The organism is Marinobacter sp. B-21 (genome assembly GCF_056857895.1).
This window is the reverse complement of sequence record NZ_JBSXNZ010000064.1, coordinates 102,709-122,832: the sequence shown is the minus strand read 5'-3', so window position 1 is coordinate 122,832 and position 20,124 is coordinate 102,709. Positions and strand designations below refer to the sequence as shown.

16 protein-coding genes are annotated in these 20,124 nt (G+C 57.8%); 10 read left to right on the top strand and 6 right to left on the bottom strand.

What is annotated here, in order from left to right:
- The first annotated feature begins 185 nt into the window (after positions 1–185).
- Together parC and serB are read left to right on the top strand one after the other, a co-directional pair.
- Entirely contained in the window at positions 186–2,495 is a 2,310-nt protein-coding gene (gene parC / locus AC13C0_RS07565; protein WP_482954222.1) for a DNA topoisomerase IV subunit A, read from the top strand.
- Positions 2,488–3,720 carry a phosphoserine phosphatase SerB gene (serB, locus tag AC13C0_RS07560; RefSeq protein WP_482954221.1) on the top strand — a complete coding sequence of 411 codons (1,233 nt, stop codon included), beginning with the start codon at positions 2,488–2,490 and terminating at the stop codon, positions 3,718–3,720. The genes parC and serB overlap by 8 nt, the downstream gene beginning before the upstream one ends.
- Positions 3,721–3,731: 11 nt before the next feature.
- On the opposite strand, the gene AC13C0_RS07555 is transcribed toward serB, so the two are convergent.
- The 3 genes from AC13C0_RS07555 to epmB all read right to left on the bottom strand — a co-directional run bounded on the left by AC13C0_RS07555 (position 3,732) and on the right by epmB (position 9,077).
- A complete protein-coding gene (locus tag AC13C0_RS07555) occupies positions 3,732–5,816 on the bottom strand; it encodes an EAL domain-containing protein (RefSeq protein WP_482954220.1) in 2,085 nt (694 codons plus the stop codon).
- A gap of 192 nt (positions 5,817–6,008) precedes the next feature.
- Entirely contained in the window at positions 6,009–7,814 is a 1,806-nt protein-coding gene (locus AC13C0_RS07550; protein WP_482954219.1) for a GTPase, read from the bottom strand.
- Positions 7,815–8,036: 222 nt separating this feature from the next.
- Positions 8,037–9,077 (bottom strand): EF-P beta-lysylation protein EpmB, encoded by a 1,041-nt coding sequence (gene epmB / locus AC13C0_RS07545; protein WP_482954218.1) that lies wholly within the window; start codon positions 9,075–9,077, stop codon positions 8,037–8,039.
- A gap of 45 nt (positions 9,078–9,122) precedes the next feature.
- Here epmB and efp point away from each other — a divergent pair, with 45 nt between their 5' ends.
- Together efp and epmA are read left to right on the top strand one after the other, a co-directional pair.
- Complete coding sequence (gene efp, locus AC13C0_RS07540) at positions 9,123–9,698, top strand: elongation factor P (protein ID WP_117617834.1); 576 nt, start codon at positions 9,123–9,125, stop codon at positions 9,696–9,698.
- A gap of 7 nt (positions 9,699–9,705) precedes the next feature.
- On the top strand, positions 9,706–10,674 hold the full coding sequence (gene epmA, locus AC13C0_RS07535) for an EF-P lysine aminoacylase EpmA (protein WP_482954217.1): 969 nt from the start codon (positions 9,706–9,708) through the stop codon (positions 10,672–10,674).
- A gap of 17 nt (positions 10,675–10,691) precedes the next feature.
- On the opposite strand, the gene asd is transcribed toward epmA, so the two are convergent.
- Positions 10,692–11,564, bottom strand: a complete 873-nt coding sequence (gene asd / locus AC13C0_RS07530; RefSeq protein ID WP_482954216.1) for an archaetidylserine decarboxylase — start codon at positions 11,562–11,564, stop codon at positions 10,692–10,694.
- Between the two features lie 174 nt (positions 11,565–11,738).
- Here asd and motA point away from each other — a divergent pair, with 174 nt between their 5' ends.
- On the top strand, positions 11,739–12,590 hold the full coding sequence (gene motA, locus AC13C0_RS07525; RefSeq protein WP_117617831.1) for a flagellar motor stator protein MotA: 852 nt from the start codon (positions 11,739–11,741) through the stop codon (positions 12,588–12,590).
- A gap of 32 nt (positions 12,591–12,622) precedes the next feature.
- Positions 12,623–13,582: a flagellar motor protein MotB gene (gene motB, locus AC13C0_RS07520; protein ID WP_117617830.1), complete on the top strand. Its 960-nt coding sequence runs from the start codon at positions 12,623–12,625 to the stop codon at positions 13,580–13,582.
- An 11-nt stretch (positions 13,583–13,593) separates the two neighbouring features.
- Here motB and rsgA read toward each other — a convergent pair whose 3' ends face one another.
- Positions 13,594–14,649 carry a small ribosomal subunit biogenesis GTPase RsgA gene (rsgA, locus tag AC13C0_RS07515; RefSeq protein ID WP_482954215.1) on the bottom strand — a complete coding sequence of 352 codons (1,056 nt, stop codon included), beginning with the start codon at positions 14,647–14,649 and terminating at the stop codon, positions 13,594–13,596.
- A 253-nt stretch (positions 14,650–14,902) separates the two neighbouring features.
- On the opposite strand from rsgA, the gene orn reads away from it, so the two are divergent.
- On the top strand, positions 14,903–15,445 hold the full coding sequence (orn, locus tag AC13C0_RS07510; protein ID WP_341582412.1) for an oligoribonuclease: 543 nt from the start codon (positions 14,903–14,905) through the stop codon (positions 15,443–15,445).
- On the opposite strand, the gene queG is transcribed toward orn, so the two are convergent.
- Positions 15,440–16,519 carry a tRNA epoxyqueuosine(34) reductase QueG gene (gene queG / locus AC13C0_RS07505; RefSeq protein WP_482954214.1) on the bottom strand — a complete coding sequence of 360 codons (1,080 nt, stop codon included), beginning with the start codon at positions 16,517–16,519 and terminating at the stop codon, positions 15,440–15,442. The genes orn and queG overlap by 6 nt on opposite strands.
- 147 nt (positions 16,520–16,666) lie before the next feature.
- On the opposite strand from queG, the gene AC13C0_RS07500 reads away from it, so the two are divergent.
- The 3 genes from AC13C0_RS07500 to AC13C0_RS07490 are packed head-to-tail and all read left to right on the top strand — an operon-like array spanning position 16,667 to position 20,111.
- Entirely contained in the window at positions 16,667–18,220 is a 1,554-nt protein-coding gene (locus AC13C0_RS07500) for an NAD(P)H-hydrate dehydratase (protein WP_482954213.1), read from the top strand.
- Positions 18,217–18,717, top strand: coding sequence for a tRNA (adenosine(37)-N6)-threonylcarbamoyltransferase complex ATPase subunit type 1 TsaE (gene tsaE, locus AC13C0_RS07495; protein WP_117617825.1), 501 nt, complete (start codon positions 18,217–18,219; stop codon positions 18,715–18,717). Before AC13C0_RS07500 ends, tsaE begins: the two co-directional genes overlap by 4 nt.
- 35 nt (positions 18,718–18,752) lie before the next feature.
- Positions 18,753–20,111 carry an N-acetylmuramoyl-L-alanine amidase gene (locus AC13C0_RS07490; RefSeq protein ID WP_117617824.1) on the top strand — a complete coding sequence of 453 codons (1,359 nt, stop codon included), beginning with the start codon at positions 18,753–18,755 and terminating at the stop codon, positions 20,109–20,111.
- Positions 20,112–20,124 lie beyond the last annotated feature (13 nt).

The window sequence follows — 20,124 nt, the reverse complement described above, 5'->3', positions numbered from 1 at the left end:
CGCTATTGGAATCAGTTCCCGCTGCGACAAATCGCCGGTTTTGGCCAATAAATCCGCAGGTTGTTGGTGTATCGGCGCTGCGCTCCATATAATGTGGCCTCCCTCGCGCCGGTGATTATTTCAGGCGCAGGGAGTAGCATCACTGGCGTTATTCAAATCAGGCAATACAGGCAAAAGAGGCATCCATGCCAGAGTTTCAGACAACGGATGAAGGCTTTGAGCGGGTATCGCTCCGGGATTACACGGAAAAGGCCTATCTCGACTATTCCATGTACGTCATTCTTGACCGGGCGCTTCCCAATGTTGGTGACGGGCTGAAACCGGTACAGCGTCGGATTGTCTACGCGATGTCCGAGCTGGGGCTGAAATCCACGTCCAAGTACAAGAAGTCTGCCCGAACTGTGGGTGACGTGTTGGGCAAGTTCCACCCCCATGGTGACAGCGCCTGTTATGAAGCCATGGTGCTGATGGCGCAGCCGTTCTCCTATCGTTATCCACTGGTAGACGGGCAGGGCAACTGGGGTTCGCCGGATGATCCCAAATCGTTTGCCGCCATGCGTTACACCGAATCCCGTCTGGCGCCTTTTGCCGAAGCGCTGCTGGGCGAGCTTGCCCAGGGCACGGTGGACTGGGTGCCCAATTTCGATGGCACCATGGATGAGCCCTCGGTGCTGCCTGCCAGGCTCCCTCACGTGCTCCTGAACGGCACTACCGGCATTGCCGTTGGTATGGCCACCGATATTCCGCCCCACAACGTGCGGGAAGTCACCGCCGCCTGCATCCGTTTGCTGGATCAGCCCGATGCAACCGTTGATGAGCTCTGCGAACACATCAAGGGGCCGGATTTCCCCACCTATGCAGAAATTATTACCCCACGCAAGGATATCCGGCAGATGTACGAAACCGGCCGCGGTTCGCTTCGCATGCGTGCCCGCTGGATTCGTGAAAGCGGCGAAATTGTGGTGACGGATCTGCCGCATCAGGTGTCCGGCGCCCGGGTACTGGAGCAGATTGCCCATCAGATGCAGACCAAAAAACTGCCGATGGTGGCAGACCTCCGCGATGAATCGGACCACGAAAATCCGACCCGTCTGGTCGTTGTGCCCCGCTCCAACCGGGTAGATCTCGATGGCCTGATGGCACACCTGTTTGCCAGCACGGATCTTGAGAAGACCTATCGGGTGAACATCAATGTGATCGGCAATGATGGCAGGCCGGGCGTTAAGGGCCTGCATCAGATTCTGACGGAATGGCTGACATTCCGCAGGGCCACCGTTATCCGTCGTCTCGAGCATCGTCTTGAGAAAGTCCTGGCGCGTCTGCACCTCCTCGAAGGCCTGCTGATTGCCTATCTCAATATTGATGAGGTTATTGAGATCATCCGCAACGAAGATAAGCCCAAGGCCGAGTTGATGGCCCGCTTCGGGTTGTCTGCAGACCAGGCCGAGGCCATCCTCGAACTGAAGCTTCGTCATTTGGCCAAGCTTGAGGAGATGAAAATCCGCGGTGAGCAGGATGAGCTGTCAGCGGAGCGGGATGAACTTCAGTCGATTCTTGGCTCCGAAGATCGTCTGCGGGAACTGATCAAGAACGAATTGAAGGCGGACGCCGAAAACTTTGGTGACGACCGTCGCTCTCCGATTGTCGAGCGAGAGGAAGCCCGCGCCTTCAGTGAAGTGGATCTGATCTCGAATGACCCGGTCACAGTGGTGCTGTCTGATAAAGGCTGGGTTCGCGCCGCAAAGGGCCACGACATCGAGCCCGAAGGCCTGAGTTACAAGGCCGGCGACCGATTTGCGCTGGCGGCCAGAGGGCGAACCAACCAGCAGGCGATCTTCCTGGATTCCACCGGACGCGCCTATTCGCTGATGGCCCATAGCCTGCCGTCGGCCAGGGGGCAAGGCGAGCCTTTAACCGGCCGGATCAATCCGCCTTCTGGTGCCACGTTCTCGGGACTATTGATGGGAGATCCGTCTCGCAAGACCTTGTTGGTCACTGACGGCGGCTATGGTTTCGTGACGTCACTGAACGACATGATCAGCAAAAACCGCAACGGCAAAGCGGTGGTGAGTGTCCCCAGGGGCGCGAAGATCCTGCCTCCTGTTGTCATACCGGCCACCGGAAAAACGCTGTATCTGGGGGCTGTGTCTAACGAGGGGCGAATGCTGGTGTTCCCGCTGAGCGAGTTGCCGGAACTGGCCAAGGGCAAGGGTAACAAGATCATCAGTATACCGTCTGCACGGGTTCAGAACCGGGAAGAATACGTGGTCTCGATTGCGGTATTCGCCGAGGATGACCAGCTCGAGATCCGGGCCGGAAAACGCAAGATGGGGCTGCAATTCAGCGACCTCGAGCATTATCTCGGTGAGCGTGGGCGTCGTGGCCACAAACTGCCCCGGGGCCTGCAGCGGGTCGACGCCATTGAGGTGATTCCTTCCGCCGCCCGGGCTCAGGAAGAGGCGAGTTCCGAAAGTGAGGGGGCCGAACGTGAGTGAACTGGTACTGATCAATGTTTCCGGGCGGGACAAGCCCGGCCTCACATCGGAAATCACCGGCATCATGGGGCGCTATGATGTGCGGATTCTCGATATCGGCCAGGCGGTGATTCACGATCATCTCACCTGGGGCATCCTGATCGATATTCCGGATGAATCCAAATCCTCACCGGTCATCCGGGACCTGCTGTTCCGGCTCCACGCCCTTGATCTGCAAGTCCGGTTTGCGCCGATCACCGTTGAGGAATACCAGTCCTGGGCTGCGGCCCGGAATCGCGCCTGTTACATCGTGACCCTGCTTTCCCGGGACATCAAGGCCGAGCAGATCGCCCGGGTATCCGCCATTACAGCTCGCCATGGGCTGAACATCGACAACATCTCCAGGCTTTCTGCGAGGCCATCACTGAACGCCTCCGATAACCGGATCGCCTGCGTGGAGTTCTCGGTTCGTGGCACGCCTTCGGACCTTGAGCAATTGCGCGCGGACTTCCTCCATATTGCCGGTGAAATGAATGTGGATATCGCCTTCCAGGAGGATTCGATTTTCCGGCGCAACCGCCGTCTGGTGGTCTTCGATATGGATTCCACCCTGATCGAAGCCGAGGTGATCGATGAGCTGGCCATGGAAGCGGGAGTGGGGGCGCAGGTGGCGGAAATTACCGAAAGGGCCATGCAGGGCGAGCTGGATTTCAGCCAGAGCTTTGCCGAGCGCCTGGCGCTGCTCAAGGGACTGGATGAATCAGTACTGGAAGGTATTGCCAATCGTTTGCGCATGACCGAAGGGGCGGAGCACCTCATTCTCAGCCTCAAGGCCCTGGGTTATCGGACCGCGATTCTGTCTGGCGGGTTTAGCTATTTCGCCCGCCATCTGCAGCGCAAGCTGGGGATCGACTACATCTATGCCAACGAGCTGGAAATCGAGAACGGTAAGGTGACCGGCCGGGTCGCCGGGCAGATTGTCGATGGCAAGCGCAAAGCCGAACTGCTGCTGGAAATTGCCGAAAAAGAGCACATCTCCAGGGAGCAGGTTATTGCGGTGGGCGATGGCGCCAACGACCTTCCGATGCTGAGCCAGGCCGGGCTGGGTGTTGCGTTCCGGGCCAAGCCCCTGGTTAAGGAATCGGCCCGTCACTCCATCTCGACACTCGGGCTGGATGCGATCCTCTACCTGATTGGTTTCCGGGAAAGCGAAACCAATCAGGGGCTCGATCAGGCAGACTTCTGAGCCGTTCCGGCTCAGTTGTCGCCGAAGTCGTAGTTCATTTCCGGAACCGGGGCCTGCAGGTAGTAGCCCTGGATGTAGTTAACACCTGCCTGCCAGAGAGTGGCGAGAACACCCGCATTTTCCACCAGCGGTATGATCGTCAGCTTTCCGTTATTCTGCAGGCTTTTGACCATCTCCTTCACCCGTTCCCTGGCTTCATCGCTCTTCTGGATTTCCTCCGTAAAGGAGCCATCAATCTTCACATAGTCTGTATCGATATGTTTGAGCGTGTTGAACGGGTTGAGGGCACAGCCAAACTGGCCGATGGAAACCTTGCAGTGGAGTTCATGAACGGCTTTGGTGAAGTCCCTGGCCTGTTTCATGTAGTTGTTGGCATCGCCTTCGCGGATCTGGAAAATCAGTGAATCACCCGGCAACCGCGCTGCCTTCAGGGCGACGCTGAGCCAGGGGGTGAAGGTTTGGTCCTGCAGTGTTTCCGCGGTTACGTTCAGGAACAGGCGGGTATCGTGACCCCGGGAGCGGTGGCTGGAAAGCTGCCTGATAGTTTGAAGGATTACCCAGCGGTCGATCTTGATGGCGGTGTCGCTCGGTCCCATCGGCGGCAGGAAATCATAGGGTGAGACTTCCTTATCGTCCTTGTCGAGCATCCGCACGAAAGCTTCGTAATGCTCCTCGCCTTCTCCACGCAGGTTAATGATAGGCTGGAACAGAAGGCGGAAGCGGTTCTCTTCCAGGGCTTTCTGAATGGCCTCCACCGAATTGCTCTCATCCAGTGTTTCAAAGTCCGCCGGGTTATAGGCTACGACACCGTTGCCCTGGGCATGGCCTTCCAGTTTGCGGACTTCAGCGGACGCCATGTGGGCCCGGGCCATCAACTCCTCGGCCTTTGGCGAGTTCTCGGTAATCGCGGCAACCCCGATACTCACGGTGAGTTGAACGGTGCGGCCATTGATATCAAACAGGTGGTCTTCAACTGCCTTGCGGATACGCTCGGCGTGATCAGTCATGGCTTTTTCATCGCAGGGCTGGCACAGGAGGCTGAAGGCATCGTCACTCAGTCTGGCGAGGGCCAGGTCGTCTCCGGCCTGCTCCTTGAGCAGGTTAGCCAGATCGCCAAGTAGCAGGTCCGCGCCGGATATGCCCACCTGGCTCTTCATGTTCATGAAGTTGTCCAGGGCGATATAGGCAAGCGCACCGGTTTCGTTGTTCTTGCCGGCATTGGAAATCGCTTCGGCGAGTGCATCCATCAGGTACTGACGGTTATAAAGACCGGTCAGCAGATCCTGGCTGCTGATCTGGCGCAGTTTTTCTTCGAGTTCCGCATCGCTGTGCTCCGGTTGCAGCACAATCTGGGTGCAGGCCTCACCATCATAAGTTGCCGCGGAAACCGACATGGTGACGTTCAGTTCGTGGTCGTCACTGCGGCATGCCGTGCAGTTCATGGTCATGCCATCTTCGCCCTTTTCAGCGAAGGACTTCATGAACTCCTTGTACTTGTCCTGACTTTCCGGGGTAAGGGTGTCCAGTACCGGGATGCAGATAAGGTCATCGATATCGTCGTAGCCAAGAAACTCCATATAGGACTGATTGGCATAGATGTGCATGCCATCATTAATGTAGGCGATCGCGTCCTTGGAGCTCTCGAGCAGTAACTGGCAGCGCTGTTCCGCCTCCCTGAGGTGGGATTCCAGCACCCGGCGCCGGCGACGTTCACCAAGGGCTGCCAGTTCGCGGTTAACCACCAGCACCAGGAGATCCGTGTACTCAAACGGTACGGTGTCCTGTGCGCCGGCCTTCATCATCGCTACCGTACGTTCGCGACTTTCCTGCTCGGTCAGCAGAATAAACGGAATGTCCTTGTCCATCCGGCGGATCATCGCCAGCGCATCGTCGGCCGAAAATTCCTGGTCCAGATCACGGGCCAGGAGCAGGTCCCAGTTACCCGCTTTCAGGGTTTCTTCGAGGTCTTCCTCGGAAGTGATGCGATGGGCCCTGGTGGCCTTGCCTGAGTTACGGAGCAGGCTGACCAGCGATTCGGCATCGTTTTGAGATGGGTCAAGAATCAGCAGGTGTACGGTCGCGTTCTTTTTCTGCATTCGTAAGACGTCTCGTGATACACATTGGCGGAGGCGGCCACCGTCAGCAGTCTGCGATCTGTTTGAATACAGTAACTTGCAGTCAACGGTTTGCGGGTGTCGCAAGGCCGGTCATTCACTATCGCTGAATGATGCAGGGGTTGCGGTTCAATAACAACCCTCTCCGGGGTCCGGCGTCTCAGTTTAGCAACATTATAACGATGGCCAGAGGGAGTCGAACTCATCCTCACTGGCTCGGGATGATGCCACCGGTGTGCCGGTGGCCAGTGCTGAGGCATTCTGTAACTTGAGTTCAAACTGGCTAATGCTGCCTGTGGAAGATACTTTGCGCGACAGCTGCCCCTGGTCCTCCCGACCGTCGTGGAGTAATGAAATCCGGCTGCCTGACTGGAACGGCAACCTTGGTGTAATCAGAGTAGCCGACTGATTCACCACGCTGATTTCTGGCAATAGCAGGCCCCGGAGATATTCGCTGCTGTTGCCTACTTTCTGGATCAGGCGAACGCCGCAGGGCGAAGCGCTGGGCGCAAGAAGCTCTATGCCCACCTGAGTGCCGTGGTTTTTGATCTGGCGAATCCAGCGAACAACCGCGACGCTCCAGGGGTGGCTTTTCTGCTCCCGGACTCCGAGCACCTCGCCGGCCTGAAGCGAGGGGGGCACGTTGCTCTCCCAGGCGACGCAGTAACCGCCCGGGCTCGTGTTTATCAGAAAAGAGTGGTGCGATTTTGGGCGGTTTTTGTCAATACCAGGACCCTGAGCGTTGCCGTACCTGCCGCGGAAGTTAATCGGGGTGTCGGCCGAAAGCAGTCTGTCGTCGCCTGGCTCGGCATCATGGGCGCCCGACCAGGCGTCCTGCTTCTGTCGCGAGGCACGGATGAACGGGTTCTCCTCGTCTTGATGACTACTGTCATTGCCGTTCACGAATTCGGTGAAGGTTTTCTCGCCGGCAATAAAATAGTGCGCGGCCGTCAGGCCCACGCAGACTTCCAGGGATCCCTGGCTGGCAATACGGTTGAAGTTTCTTTTCGCCAGAATGCCCAGCGCCTGGCTGAGATGCGTAAGCAGGGTATCGCTGACTTTCGCCGGAACCGTCAGCTCATGGTCGGTTTCTTTGTGTTCCCGGCGGGCATGCAGTGTGTCCGAAAGCATGGACGATAACTCGCGGGTGTCGAAACCGAAGCTGTCATCGCCCGGGTTCCTGTCAAGCAGGCTGCGATAGAACGGCGGATTATCCGTTTCCATATTGACGACGAACAGGCTGTCATCGCCGATGTCCGGCCCGCAACGTGTGTGATCTGTCCAGGACTCGAATAACTCGTACACCTGGAGAAGCTCTGACTGCCTGAGTTGGTTTGGCCGGGCACAGCCGAGCAGCAGAATGCGTTTATAGCTGTCGGCAACGGAACTGGTGCGGCGGTGTTGCAGGGTGTCGTCTTCAACCTGCATGACGGACAGTTTGTTGCGGTAGGCGAAGCGGAACAGGCGGTGGCATTCGAGCCAGCTCCGGGCCGGGCTGGGGCAGTAAAGCTGGTGCGATCTCAGAATGGTTGCTGCCAGTTCGTAAATGGCTCTGTGAGTGGCGTTGGCAATCTGCCTGCGATTTTTTTCCAGCCCGCCGTTGTCAATGAACTCGAGAACGCACAGCTTGTACCCACCCGCCAGATGTAACTGCAGTGCCTGTGACAGGTTGGCGATTTTCCGTTGTTTTTCGGGAAGCGCGACGGCAAGACCCAGATAGTGTCGCGAGAGTTCGTTGCAGACGAAGTGTATTTTCTCACGGATAACTTCCAGAAACTGCATCCGTGGTTGCGGCGCCAGGAACAGATGATTCAGTTCAATGATGGCATGGTAGAGCTGCCGCGATACCTCGCCGATATTGGCCATCGGCAGTTGGTCCGTCCAGACCCGGAATGCTTTGGGCGTTGTGTCACAGAACGACAGGCTGGCCGTTTTCTGTTCGGGAACGCGGAGATCGGGTTTCAGGGTCATACCTTCCATGAGTTCATGCCACTATCGGGAGCACAGGTGGTATTCCGGGGTTGGGCCTGCTCGGCTGGCGGTTGGTCGTTGTCCGCCGGCCTGCCAGGAAAACGCCGTAAATACATGTTTTATTGTTAAACGTTACTGGACTTTAAAGTAGCAAGCCAGTTTCAAAAAGCGAGAAGATCACGAGTTGACAATCTTTGACAAGTGATTTTGAGGCCTTTTTTGCGAACCGTGTCACGGAAACAGGTTGATCGGGGTCTTGCTATCCTTTCCTGGCTCTTCACGTACAAGCTTTGGCACCAGGAACCCGGGCAGCCTTCCCAGCAGTTCATGCATTAGCTCCTTCGCCTCCTGATCGGGCACATTGTAATGGTGCGCACCGGCCACCGGGTCGAAGGCGTGGAGATAATAGGGTAGCACACCTGCATTGAACAGGGCCTCGCTCAGGGCTTCAAGGACAGAAGCGTCATCATTCACGCCCCGGAGGATAACGCTCTGGTTCAACAACGTGGCACCGGCTGCCCTCAGATAGCCCAATGCCCGGCGGGTTGGGGGATCAATTTCCGCCGGGTGGTTGATGTGCAGGACAATAATCACCTGCAGGGGCGTTGTTGACAGCCACTTCAGCAACTCATCGCAAACCCTCTGGGGAATCACCACGGGCAGGCGGGTATGCAGACGCAGGCGGCGAATGTGAGGTATGCCACTGATCGCTGATGCCCACTGGGCGAGGAGCCGGTCATTGACCGCCAGCGGATCGCCACCACTGAAAATGACCTCGTTCACCTCAGGGCTGGCCGCCAGGGTGTCGATAACACGTTGTCGGTCTTCCGGGTTCAGACGCTGTTCGTTATAGGGGAAGTGCCGCCGAAAGCAGTACCGGCAGTTGATCGCGCACTGGCCGGTGACCATGAGCAACGCCCGGCTGCGGTATTTGCGGATCAGCCCGGTGGTCGGAATGGCGCCCGCCTCCTGCAGAGGATCGCTGACAAAGCCCGGCACATGGCCGGTTTCCTCCTCAAGTGGCAGCACCTGCCTGAGCAGCGGGTCGGCCGGGTTGCCTTTTTCCATTCGGGCCAGGAACGGTTCCGGCACCCGGATCGGAAACAGCCGGTGGCCCCGCCGTGCGCCGGAAAGCCACGGCTCGTCAGGAAGTCCCAGGCGCCGGAGCAGCTCTTCAGGCGATGTGACCGACTCCGAGAGCAGTTGCTGCCAGCTGCGTTGCTCCTGGTCAGAAAGGTGGGCTTCTATATGGGCGGGGGTTCGCTGTATCATAGCGACCTTTGAATTTTAAACAGCATTTTGTCAGGTGGACATTTCATGGCTTCATATTCTACCAACGAATTTCGCAGTGGTCTCAAGGTTTTGCTTGATGGCGACCCCTGCATCATGCTCGAGAACGAGTTCGTAAAACCCGGAAAGGGGCAGGCCTTTAACCGCGTCAAGCTGCGTAACCTCATGACCAATCGTGTCTGGGAACGCACCTTCAAATCCGGTGAAAGCCTGGAAGCGGCAGATGTGATTGATCAGGATATGGAATACCTCTACACCGACGGGGAATTCTGGCATTTCATGCTTACTGATGGCTCCTTCGAGCAGTACCCGGCTGATGCCAAGGCCGTTGGTGACACCCTGAAGTGGCTGAAAGAGCAGGATGTCTACACAGTGACCCTGTATAACGGTGCGCCGCTGTCGGTTACGCCACCCAATTTCGTTGAGCTCGAAGTGGTCGATACCGATCCGGGCATGAAGGGCGACACGGCACAGGGTGGCTCCAAGCCGGCAACCCTCTCAACCGGTGCCGTGGTCAATGTGCCGCTGTTTATCACCACCGGTGAAGTACTCAAGGTTGATACGCGCTCCGGAGAGTACGTCAACCGGGTCAAGAGCAGTTAATCCTGACATGACCAAAGAACCTGTCTGGCAGCCCTCTGCCTCGCAGGCTGCCCTGAAAAGCCGTGCACAACAACTGGGGTTTGTGCGCGGCTTTTTTGCGCAAAGAGGGGTGTTGGAGGTTGAAACACCGATTCTCGGGCAGCATGGTGTCACCGATCCGAATCTGGACGGCATTCAGGCGCACGTATCCGCCGGCGCCCGAACTGGCGGCTGGCTACAGACCTCCCCTGAATACCACATGAAGCGCCTGCTGGCTGCGGGCTACGGCTCGGTTTATCAGGTTTCCCGGGTGTTCCGTAATGGCGAGCTGGGGCGACGCCATAACCCTGAGTTCTCCATGCTGGAATGGTATCGCGAAGGGTTTGACGACGTGGCATTGATGGCCGAGGTTTCAGACCTTGTATGTGGCTGGCTTGGTTGCCGGCCGCCGGAGGTCATCCGTTACAGGGACGCGATGGGATGGTGGGCAAATATCGACCCCTTTGAGGCCACGGACCGCGAGCTGATGCGTCGCTGCGAGCAGTGGCTGGAACCGGAACAGCTGGCGGACCTGGGGCGCGATGGCTGCCTGGACCTGCTGATGAGTTTTGCGGTTGAACCGAACCTTGGTACGCAACGGCCGGTATTCATAACTGGCTATCCGGCCGCTCAGGCCTCCCTGGCTCGTGTCTCCGTGTCGGAAGGCCATGAAACCGCGCACCGGTTCGAGCTTTACATAAATGGCCTTGAGCTTTGCAACGGCTACTGGGAGCTGACGGATCCACGGGAACAGCGTCGCCGCTTTGAAGCGGATAATGAGCAGCGCCGAAGGTCCGGGAAGCCGGAAATGGCGCTGGATGAGGCTTTTCTTGCAGCCCTCGGGCTGGGGCTGCCCGAGTGTTCCGGGGTGGCGCTCGGGCTGGATCGCCTGCTGATGATCAAGTTGGGCGCCGGGGACATACGTGAGGTGCTGGCATTTCCGTTTGAGCGGGCATGATTCGGAAAGCCGTTCTCCTACACGGGAGAGTGTGTCCGGGATAGTGTGCCAAAGGCCTCGCCCATGCGCACGGTCTTGCCGGCGATCTGATCACTGTTCCAACTGACTGCACCCTTGGGTATTACCATGATCACGGTCGAGCCCAACCGGAAGCGGCCCATTTCCTCACCCTTGGCAAACGTCAGGGCCTGGTCGCCTTCATAACGGGTTGCGGTAACCTCTTTGCTGCTCGGTACCACCACGCCAGCCCAGCGGGTTTCCACGCTGCCGACAATCATGGCGCCCACAAGTACCAGGGCCATGGGGCCTGCGTCAGTGTCGAAGATGCAGGCAACGCGCTCATTGCGGGCAAACAGGTTGGGAACGTTTTCAGCGGTCACGGGGTTTACCGAGAACAGCTTGCCCGGAATGTGGATCATCGCCCGAAGGGTGCCGGCCATGGGCATGTGGATCCGGTGGTAATCCTTGGGCGAGAGGTAGATGGTCGAAAATTCGCCCCCGGCAAACGGCGCGGTGGTTTTCTCAATTCCGCCGAGCAGCTCGCTCAGGCTGAAGGACTGGCCCTTGGCCTGGAATATCCGGTCGCCAGTTACCTGGCCGAGCTGGCTGATCACGCCATCAACAGGGCTGACCAGCGTTTCTTCACCTTCGGCCAGTGGTCGGATACCCGGTTTCAGTGCCCGGGTGAAGAAAGCGTTGAAGCTCGGGTAGGCTTCCGGATCCGGCTCGGCGGCTTCGCTCATGTCTACCCCGTAGCGGCCGATAAACCAATGGATCACCCGGTTCTTGAGCGCGGGGGAACGGTCATCGTCGGCCAGACGACCGGCCAGGTGGGAAATCGCCCGTTGCGGGGCGATGTACTGGCTCAGAACAAAAAGCTTGTCGAACATGAATAGTGATCCTTTGCGCTCAAAGGCGCGAAGTTTAACAAAGACTGCGACCTGTATAGAAATTGTTTCGTGGCTTCGCGGTTCTGTGGGGGGCTTGCTATTATCAGGGCACCTTTTGCGTGAAGACTTCCGGCTCCGGCCGATAACCAAGAACATAAGGCGTGCTTAGTTACCATGTTACTGATCATCGGTGCGGTTATTGTTATTGCCAGTGTATTTACTGGCTTTGTTCTCCATGGCGGCAACCTCATGGTGCTGTGGCAGCCAACAGAAGTGCTGATCATTTTTGGCGCGGCTCTGGGGTCATTCATTATTGCCAACCCCATGCATACCCTGAAGGAAACGTTTAGCCGCGGCTTTCAGCTGCTTACCGGTTCGCCCTACAATAAATCGTTCTACATGGATCTTCTCAGCCTGCTTTACGAGATTTTTGACAAGTCCCGGAAGCAGGGCGTTATGGCAATAGAAGAAGACATCGATAATCCCGAGTCCAGCCAGATCTTCAGTCGTTACCCTGCCATCATGAAGTCAAAAGAATTGCAGGCATTTATTACCGATTACCTGCGTATTATCAGCTCTGGCAACATGGCGGCCCATGAGCTGGAAGGCATGATGGAAAACGAGATCGACAGTCGCCAGCACGAAATCGAAGAGTCTGCGCACGCCGTCAACAAGATTGCGGACGCGCTGCCCGGCCTCGGGATTGTTGCCGCGGTTCTTGGCATTGTCATCACCATGAACTTCATGAGCGAGGGGCCTGAGAAGATCGGCCTGAGTGTTGCCGCGGCGCTTGTTGGTACCTTTCTCGGTATCTTCATGGGTTATGGCTTCGTCGGCCCCACGTCCATTGCCATGGAACACGCCGCCAAATACGAACTCAAGGCCTACGAATGCGTAAGGTCGGCCATCGTAGCCACAGTGTCCGGGCAGGCGCCCCAGATGGCGATTGAATTCGGTCGCAAGGCATTGCCGACGGACAAGCGTCCCGGGTTTCAGGAACTGAACGATCACGTTCGTTCCAAGTAATACCGCCTGCAACTGATCTCCGGAGCCGAATCGTGGAAGAACAGCCGATCATCATCAAACGCAAAAAGGTTGTCGCAGCCGGGCACCACGGTGGTTCCTGGAAAGTTGCGTTTGCCGATTTCGCTACCGCAATGATGGCGTTTTTCCTGGTGCTCTGGCTGACCGCGACGGCGTCTCCTGAACAAAAGCTGGCCGTGGAAGGTTATTTTCGTGATCCGGTAGGATTTACCGAGGGTGGCTCACCGAACCCGGTGGACCTTGAAGGCAGCGCTTCGGTCATAAACGAGGCGAGTCCCGATATCGAATCAAGCCAGATTCAGATCGAAGACCAGGTTGTGGACGAACTCTCGGAAACCCTCGAACAGCGTCGTATGGAGGAGTTATTCCAGGAGCTGAAAGAACGCATCGAGCAGAACGAAACCCTGCAGGAATTCAAGGACCAGCTGTTGATCGACATTACCGATGAAGGCCTGCGCATCCAGATCGTCGACCGGTCAGGCCGCCCCATGTTCGACAGCGGCCGCGCCGAGCTTAAATATTACTCTCAGGATATCCTGTTTGAACTGGCCAAGACGCTGGGTTCCGTCGATAACAAACTCAGTATTACAGGGCATACCGATTCGGCACCGTTCAGTGGCCGGCCGGGCTACACCAACTGGGAGCTGTCGGCTGACCGCGCCAATACAGCCCGCCGGGCGCTCGTTGCTGGCGGGGTTCGGGGGGAACAGATTGCCCGGGTGGTAGGGCTGAGCGACTCCGTGCTGTTCGATCAGGAAGACCCGACCGCGCCGGTGAACCGCCGCATTTCCATTATCGTTCTGAACAAGAAAACCGTAGACAACATCCAGAGCAGCGCGGGCCGTACCGATGAGCCCCTGATCGATCTTACCCGCCCGTCAGAAGCAGAGCAGGAAGCCGCCCGAGAGCGGCTTGAAAGTGGGGAATGGCGCAAGGAAAAAGAACAGCCGGCACCGGGCGAGCTGAACTGGTAGGGCAGGATCCGTTAGTCCACTTTCAGCCCGCGGGCCTGCTGTTCCGACATATCCTGAAGAATCCGGTGGAAACTTTTCAGCCGCTGCGGGCTGATCTTGCCCTGATCCGCCGCCGCGTCAATCGCACAGCCGGGATCCCCCATGTGCCGGCAGTTGCGGAATTTGCAGTTACCGATTACGTCCCGGATCTCCCGGAACCCGTGCTCGATCTCCTGCGGTGTCATGTGCCACAAGCCGAACTCACGGATACCCGGCGAATCGATCAGATCCCCTCCCATCGGCAGATGGAACAGCTTGGCCGTTGTGGTCGTGTGCACACCCTTGCCAGTACTCTCCGATACGGCGCCCACGCGAATTGCCTCACCCGGCATAAACGTCTGGATAATCGACGACTTGCCCACGCCGGACTGCCCGACGAACACGCTGGTCTGATCCTTGACCAGGGCCTCAACCTCCGATGACGGCTGATCGCCAGATTCGGCTGCAGATGTACGCACAACCTCATAACCCAGCGCTTCATAGCGCCGGAGCAGGGCATCAATGCTTTGCCGGTTTCTGTTGGTAAGCAGATCCGTCTTGTTAAGCAGAATCACCGCCGGAATATCTGTGATTTCCGCGGCCACCAGGTACCGGTCAATCAGGTTGTCGTGGGGCTCCGGCTCCGGTGCTATCACCAGAATAATATGATCAATGTTTGCGGCCACCGGCTTCAGGGCACCAAAATTATCCGGCCGCTGCAGCAGATTCTGCCGCTCACAGCGGGCAACAATAACGCCGGTTTCATTTTTCCCCGGCCGCCAGACAACCTTGTCACCGGTCACCAGGCTGTCAATGTTGGTTCGAACAAAGCACCGGACTACATCACCGGTTTGCTCACCTTCCAGTGCTTCCACGTCCAGCTGTTGCCCATAGTGAGCAATGACTAACCCTTCCTGCTCCGGCCCAAGCTCACCAGCGTCGGCCTGCTCCTGAACCTTCCTTTCCTTGCGCGCCGCGCGGGCCGCTCGCTCTTCCTGGACCCTCTTGATGCGGAATTGCTGCTGTTTGTTCAGTCGCCGTTTTGCCATTTACGTCCCGGATAACCAGATGAAAGTTTTGCCTGTGGTGTGCCATCATACTGGAATCGTGCCTATTCGGCTTGGACGTTGCCAAGACGATAAAGACATATCTCCAAATTTCGGAGCGGGGCTGGCATCGGCTTTTCGGAAATGTCGGAGGCCATGGATGGCCGGAGTCAAGCGCACATGGATGTGCTTGTAGCGGTTTCCGGAAAGCCGATGCCAGCCCCGCCTCCCCTAAATCTAGAAGGCTGGGAAAATAATGGCAGATAGCGATCGCCTGGTTTGGATCGATCTGGAAATGACAGGCCTGGACCCCGAAAAAGAGCGGATCATTGAAATGGCAACAATTATCACCGATTCGGAACTGAACACAGTAGCGGAAGGTCCGGTCATTGCTGTCCATCAGCCAGATGCTTTTCTGGATGCCATGGATGAGTGGTGCACCAGAACGCACGGTGAAAGCGGTCTTACCAAGCGTGTTCAGGAAAGCGATATCTCCGAATCAGAAGCCGAGCAGCAGACCATCGAGTTTCTGAAAAAACACGTTGAGGCGGGGCAGTCACCGCTGTGCGGCAACAGCATCGGCCAGGATCGACGTTTCCTGGTCAAGTACATGCCAGAGCTGGAAGCCTTCTTCCACTACCGGAATCTGGACGTGTCTACCGTTAAAGAGTTAGCCCGCCGCTGGCGGCCAGATGTGCTGGCCGGCGTCAAAAAGAAAGGCAGTCATCTCGCTTTGGACGACATCCGGGACTCCATTAACGAACTGCGCCATTACCGGGAACACTTCTTCAAGCTATAGGTCGTGCTGCCGCAGGGCCCACTGGACATGCTCACGGACCATTTCGGAAGGGTGGTCCGCGCGCTGTTTCAGGGCTTCAATAACCGGAATGGTTGAGGGTGCGTTGCCCAGCCCAACGGCCAGGTTGCGAAGCCAGCCCTCATAGCCGGTTCTGCGAATGGCAGAGCCTTCTGTTCGTTTCAAAAACTGTTCCTCGGTCCAGAGGAACAGCTCGGCCAGGTCGGTGTTATCCAGCCCGTGCCTGGGCTGGAAATCCCGCTCTTTCGTTGGTTTGCTGAACTTCTGCCACGGGCAGACCAACTGACAGTCATCACATCCGAAAACCCGGTTGCCCATCAGGGCCCGCAGCTCTTCCGGAATGCTGCCTTTGAGCTCAATGGTCAGATAGCTGATGCAGCGCCTCGCATCCAGCTTGTGCGCAGCTACAAACGCATCGGTGGGACACACGTCCAGGCACGCTGAACAGCTCCCGCAATGGTCTTTCTCGAATGGTGCGTCAACAGGCAGCGGAGCGCTGGTAAAAATTTCTCCCAGGAAAAAGAAAGAGCCTGCTTTCGGGTGAATCAGCATGTTGTTCTTGCCGATCCAGCCAAGGCCGGCTCTCTGGGCCAGGGCACGCTCGAGCACTGGCGCGCTGTCCACGAAGGCCCGGTAGTCGTATCCGTTCAGCGCCTCATCAATTCGTCCTGCCAGCCGGGCCAGGCGTTTGCGGATCAGTTTGTGGTAATCACGCCCCAGTGCGTAGCGGGTAACGTAGGCTCTGTCCCGGTGAGTGAGCGCATCTTGGGGGCTGTCCGGCGCCGGGAGATAATCCATTCTCACGGAGATGACCCGGGTGGTGCCTGGCACCAGCGAGGTGGGCGTATAACGCTTGTCGCCATGGTGCGCCATGTAATCCATTTCGCCCTGATATCCCTCGGTAAGCCAGTCTTGCAGATGAGTTGCATGCTCACCGGTATCCGGCGTTGTGATGCCCACATCGGAGAAGCCTAGCTCAGCTGCCCACTGGCGGATTAGCGCTGGCAGATCAGCCAGTTCCGGGGATGGTTTGTCACAGGTAGACGTGGTGCTCATGGAAACTGCCGGTGATGAGATCCGTCCGGGAACGAGGGTACGGATATTTAATTTGATTAAGTTATGACCTTTTCAACTGTTTTGCTATGCTTTACAGATAGCTGGCCAATTTTCTTAAACCGGTTTCTGTAACGGGAGCAAAGGTTCATGCCGCCGTCCGCTGCGCACAGTCTACCAGACGCGCTGTTTTCCGCCGATGCGGTCAGACAGATTGATCGCTATGTGATTGATCAGCAGGGTGTTGATGGTTTTGAACTGATGCAGTCTGCCGCCCAGGCGGCGTTTCGCTGTCTGGTCCGGCACTGGCGGGACGGTGGTCCGGTGCTGGTTCTCTGTGGTGCCGGAAACAATGGTGGCGACGGCTACCTGATTGCCGCCAACGCTCAACGTCATGGTATGGATGTTCGTTGTGTGGCCGTCGCACCAACCAAAAAGCTCACCGGTGATGCGAGAAAGGCCTGGCAAAAGGCGCTGGCAGACGGCGTGGATGTCGATGAACTGGAGGGTATTCCGGAATCTGGCCTCAACGGGCGTTTTGCCAGTGCCGGAATGATTGTTGATGCCATGCTGGGTACCGGCGCATCGGGGGCGCCCCGCGAACCCTTTGCCGCGCTGATAAGGCGGTGCAACCAGGCGTCAGCGCCGGTGCTTTCGGTGGATTTACCCTCCGGGCTGAATGCGACCACGGGGGCAGCCGGGGGTGACGTGGTAAGGGCAACAATGACTGTCACGTTTATCGGGCTTAAAGCTGGCCTGTTTACCGGTCAGGGGGCCGCAGTGTCCGGTGAGGTTGTGTTTGAGCCCCTCGGCACGGCTGAGGGGGTTGCTGGTAGTGGTCAGCAGCCGGTTGCGCACCGTCGTGACTGGGCGTCGGTTATGTCCTGGTTGCCGGAAAGACCGGCAAATGCCCATAAAGGCCGTTTCGGGCATGTACTGGTGGTGGCCGGCGACCGGGGGTTTGGAGGGGCCGGCCTGTTGGCGGCAGAGGCCGCAGCGCGCTCAGGGGCGGGTCTTGTTTCCCTGGCAACCCGGCCCGAGCATGTGAGTGCCGCGCTGGCCAGGTGCCCCTCTGTGATGGCTCATGGCCTGATCCATGGCTCGGAATTGCCACCGTTGCTGGAAGCAGCCTCGGTTATAGTCTGTGGCCCTGGGATAGGCCGCAGCGCCTGGGGCCAGCAGATGCTGGAACAGGTTATTTCCAGCGGTAAGGCCCGGGTTCTGGATGCCGACGCGCTGAATCTGTTGTCTGGTCGGGTTGCCATACCGGCGGATAACCATATTTTAACGCCTCATCCGGGCGAAGCCGCCAGATTGCTCAACTGTCTGGTGCCGGAAGTGGAAGCTGACCGAGTGGCCGCTGCCAATAGATTACAGGCCATGTACGGCGGGACTGTGCTACTGAAGGGGGCGGGCACAGTGGTCGCCTCGGGACACGCAGCGGCCGATATTATCAGCGGCAGCAACCCGGGAATGGCCACCGGTGGTATGGGCGATGTGCTGTCAGGCATCCTTGGCGCCGTTTACGCCCAGCTTGGCGAGACGGACAAAGCGGCCGTTCTCGGCGCTTCGGTGCATCTGGCTGCGGCTGACAAAGCCTCAGAGACCCGGGGGTTCATGGGGTTGATACCCAACGATGTGATTGATGCGCTGCCGCTGGTATTCCGCGAGTCTGAACCCAGTCGGGTGCTGGGGGATTTATGAGCATGACAGGGAATGAGCGCCGCCTGTTTCTCGAAAGCGAGGCTGAAACTGAACAGCTTGGCCGGGAGTTGGCGAGACGTGTTGCCGAATCCGGCCGAGGCCTGGTGATCTGTCTGGAAGGCGACCTGGGTATGGGCAAAACCACCATCAGCCGGGGTGTCATGCGTGGGCTTGGCCACACCGGCGCGGTAAAAAGTCCCACCTATACCCTGGTGGAACCCTATGAGGACCTGGAGCCGCCGGCGTACCATTTCGATCTTTACCGGCTCGGCGATGCGGAAGAGCTGGAATATATGGGCATCCGGGATTACTTCGCCGGCGATAATCTGTGTCTGATCGAATGGCCCGAGCGGGGAAAAGGAATTCTGCCCGACCCTGATCTGGAGATTCATCTGGACCGGCAGGGTGAGGGGCGTTCCGTCGTTATCAGAGCCCGTTCTGAGCGGGGTGCCTCGGTGCTCAATGAGCTGCAATTGATTGGTCCGGGCCACAACTAGGTCGGGAACCTGATGGAAACTGGCAGGTAGGCTGTATGAGAATCGCTGAACTCAAAACAAGACTGGTCCAGCCGCTGACACTGTTACTGGCGGTTCTGGCGCTGCCCGTTTTCGCCGGAACACAGGTAGAAAGTGCGCGGATATGGCCGGCGCCGGACCACACCCGTCTGGTATTCGATACCGCCGGGCAGGTAGAGCACAACATCTTTTCCCTGTCAGGGCCGTCCCGCCTGGTTATCGATCTCAAGAATACCCGCCTGAAAGCGGATTTCTCAGGGCTGGACCTTTCCGGCAGCCCGATCAAGCGGATTCGCAGTGCGCCTCGCAACGGAGACGATCTGAGGGTGGTTCTGGATCTGGAAACCGACATCAAGCCCCGGAGCTTTCAGCTTGAGCCGAACCAGCAATATGGCCACCGGCTGGTCGTTGATCTGATTGACGAGAGCGGCAGCCGTCTGGAAAAGGCTGCCAAACCAACCGTTACCCAGGATTCGGCAGGCAAGCGGGATGTTATCGTGGTGATTGATGCCGGCCATGGCGGTGAGGATCCGGGCGCTATCGGTCCCAGGGGTACGCGCGAGAAAGATGTGGTTCTGAAAATGGCGAATACCCTTGCCGGTCTGATCAATGACCGGCCGGGATACACCGCCAAGCTGACCCGGACAGGCGACTATTACATTGGCCTTCGCAACCGGACGCTGCTGGCCAGAAAGTACAATGCCGACCTGTTCGTATCCGTACACGCAGATGCTTTCCGCACGCCCCAGCCGAAGGGAGCGTCGGTCTTCGCCCTGTCCCAGCGCGGGGCGACCAGTGAAACCGCCCGCTGGCTGGCAAACAGCGAAAATCGTTCAGACCTGATAGGTGGTGCTGGCGGATTGTCCCTGGATGGCCGTGATGACACGCTTGCAGGCGTGTTGCTGGATCTGTCCATGACCGCCAGTATCAATGCCAGCCTCGGTGTTGGCAGTTCGGTTCTTGGTAAGCTCGGACGCGTAGCGGAGTTGCATAAGCCGAGTGTGGAACAGGCGTCGTTTGTGGTGCTGAAGTCTCCGGATATTCCCTCTATCCTCGTGGAAGCCGGGTTCATATCCAATCCCCAGGAAGAGAAAAACCTGACGACTGAGTGGTACCGCAACAAGCTGGCCGGCGCTATTATGAAAGGCGTTGACGATTACTTTCAGAAAACCCCGCCGCCGGGCACCTTGCTGGCCTGGCAGAAGCAGAATCGCCAAGGTGGAAACAGCGTCAGTCATTACCGGATCCAGCATGGTGACACGCTTTCCGGAGTGGCCAGGCAAAACCAGACCACGGTCAGTGAGCTGATGCAGTATAACGACCTGCGGGATGACCGTGTTATGGTAGGGCAAACCATTCGTATTCCCGCGTCCTGATCAAGAGGTTTTC

Excerpts from the sequence above, each read along its gene's own strand:
- epmA (WP_482954217.1), top strand. The coding sequence starts at position 9,706 with ATGACCAAAGAACCTGTCTGGCAGCCCTCTGCCTCGCAGGCTGCCCTG.
- AC13C0_RS07490 (WP_117617824.1), top strand. The coding sequence starts at position 18,753 with ATGAGAATCGCTGAACTCAAAACAAGACTGGTCCAGCCGCTGACACTG.
- rsgA (WP_482954215.1), bottom strand. The coding sequence starts at position 14,649 with ATGGCAAAACGGCGACTGAACAAACAGCAGCAATTCCGCATCAAGAGG.
- efp (WP_117617834.1), top strand. The coding sequence starts at position 9,123 with ATGGCTTCATATTCTACCAACGAATTTCGCAGTGGTCTCAAGGTTTTG.
- orn (WP_341582412.1), top strand. The coding sequence starts at position 14,903 with ATGGCAGATAGCGATCGCCTGGTTTGGATCGATCTGGAAATGACAGGC.
- motA (WP_117617831.1), top strand. The coding sequence starts at position 11,739 with ATGTTACTGATCATCGGTGCGGTTATTGTTATTGCCAGTGTATTTACT.
- queG (WP_482954214.1), bottom strand. The coding sequence starts at position 16,519 with ATGAGCACCACGTCTACCTGTGACAAACCATCCCCGGAACTGGCTGAT.
- AC13C0_RS07555 (WP_482954220.1), bottom strand. The coding sequence starts at position 5,816 with ATGCAGAAAAAGAACGCGACCGTACACCTGCTGATTCTTGACCCATCT.
- epmB (WP_482954218.1), bottom strand. The coding sequence starts at position 9,077 with ATGATACAGCGAACCCCCGCCCATATAGAAGCCCACCTTTCTGACCAG.
- AC13C0_RS07550 (WP_482954219.1), bottom strand. The coding sequence starts at position 7,814 with ATGGAAGGTATGACCCTGAAACCCGATCTCCGCGTTCCCGAACAGAAA.
- AC13C0_RS07500 (WP_482954213.1), top strand. The coding sequence starts at position 16,667 with ATGCCGCCGTCCGCTGCGCACAGTCTACCAGACGCGCTGTTTTCCGCC.
- parC (WP_482954222.1), top strand. The coding sequence starts at position 186 with ATGCCAGAGTTTCAGACAACGGATGAAGGCTTTGAGCGGGTATCGCTC.
- tsaE (WP_117617825.1), top strand. The coding sequence starts at position 18,217 with ATGAGCATGACAGGGAATGAGCGCCGCCTGTTTCTCGAAAGCGAGGCT.
- asd (WP_482954216.1), bottom strand. The coding sequence starts at position 11,564 with ATGTTCGACAAGCTTTTTGTTCTGAGCCAGTACATCGCCCCGCAACGG.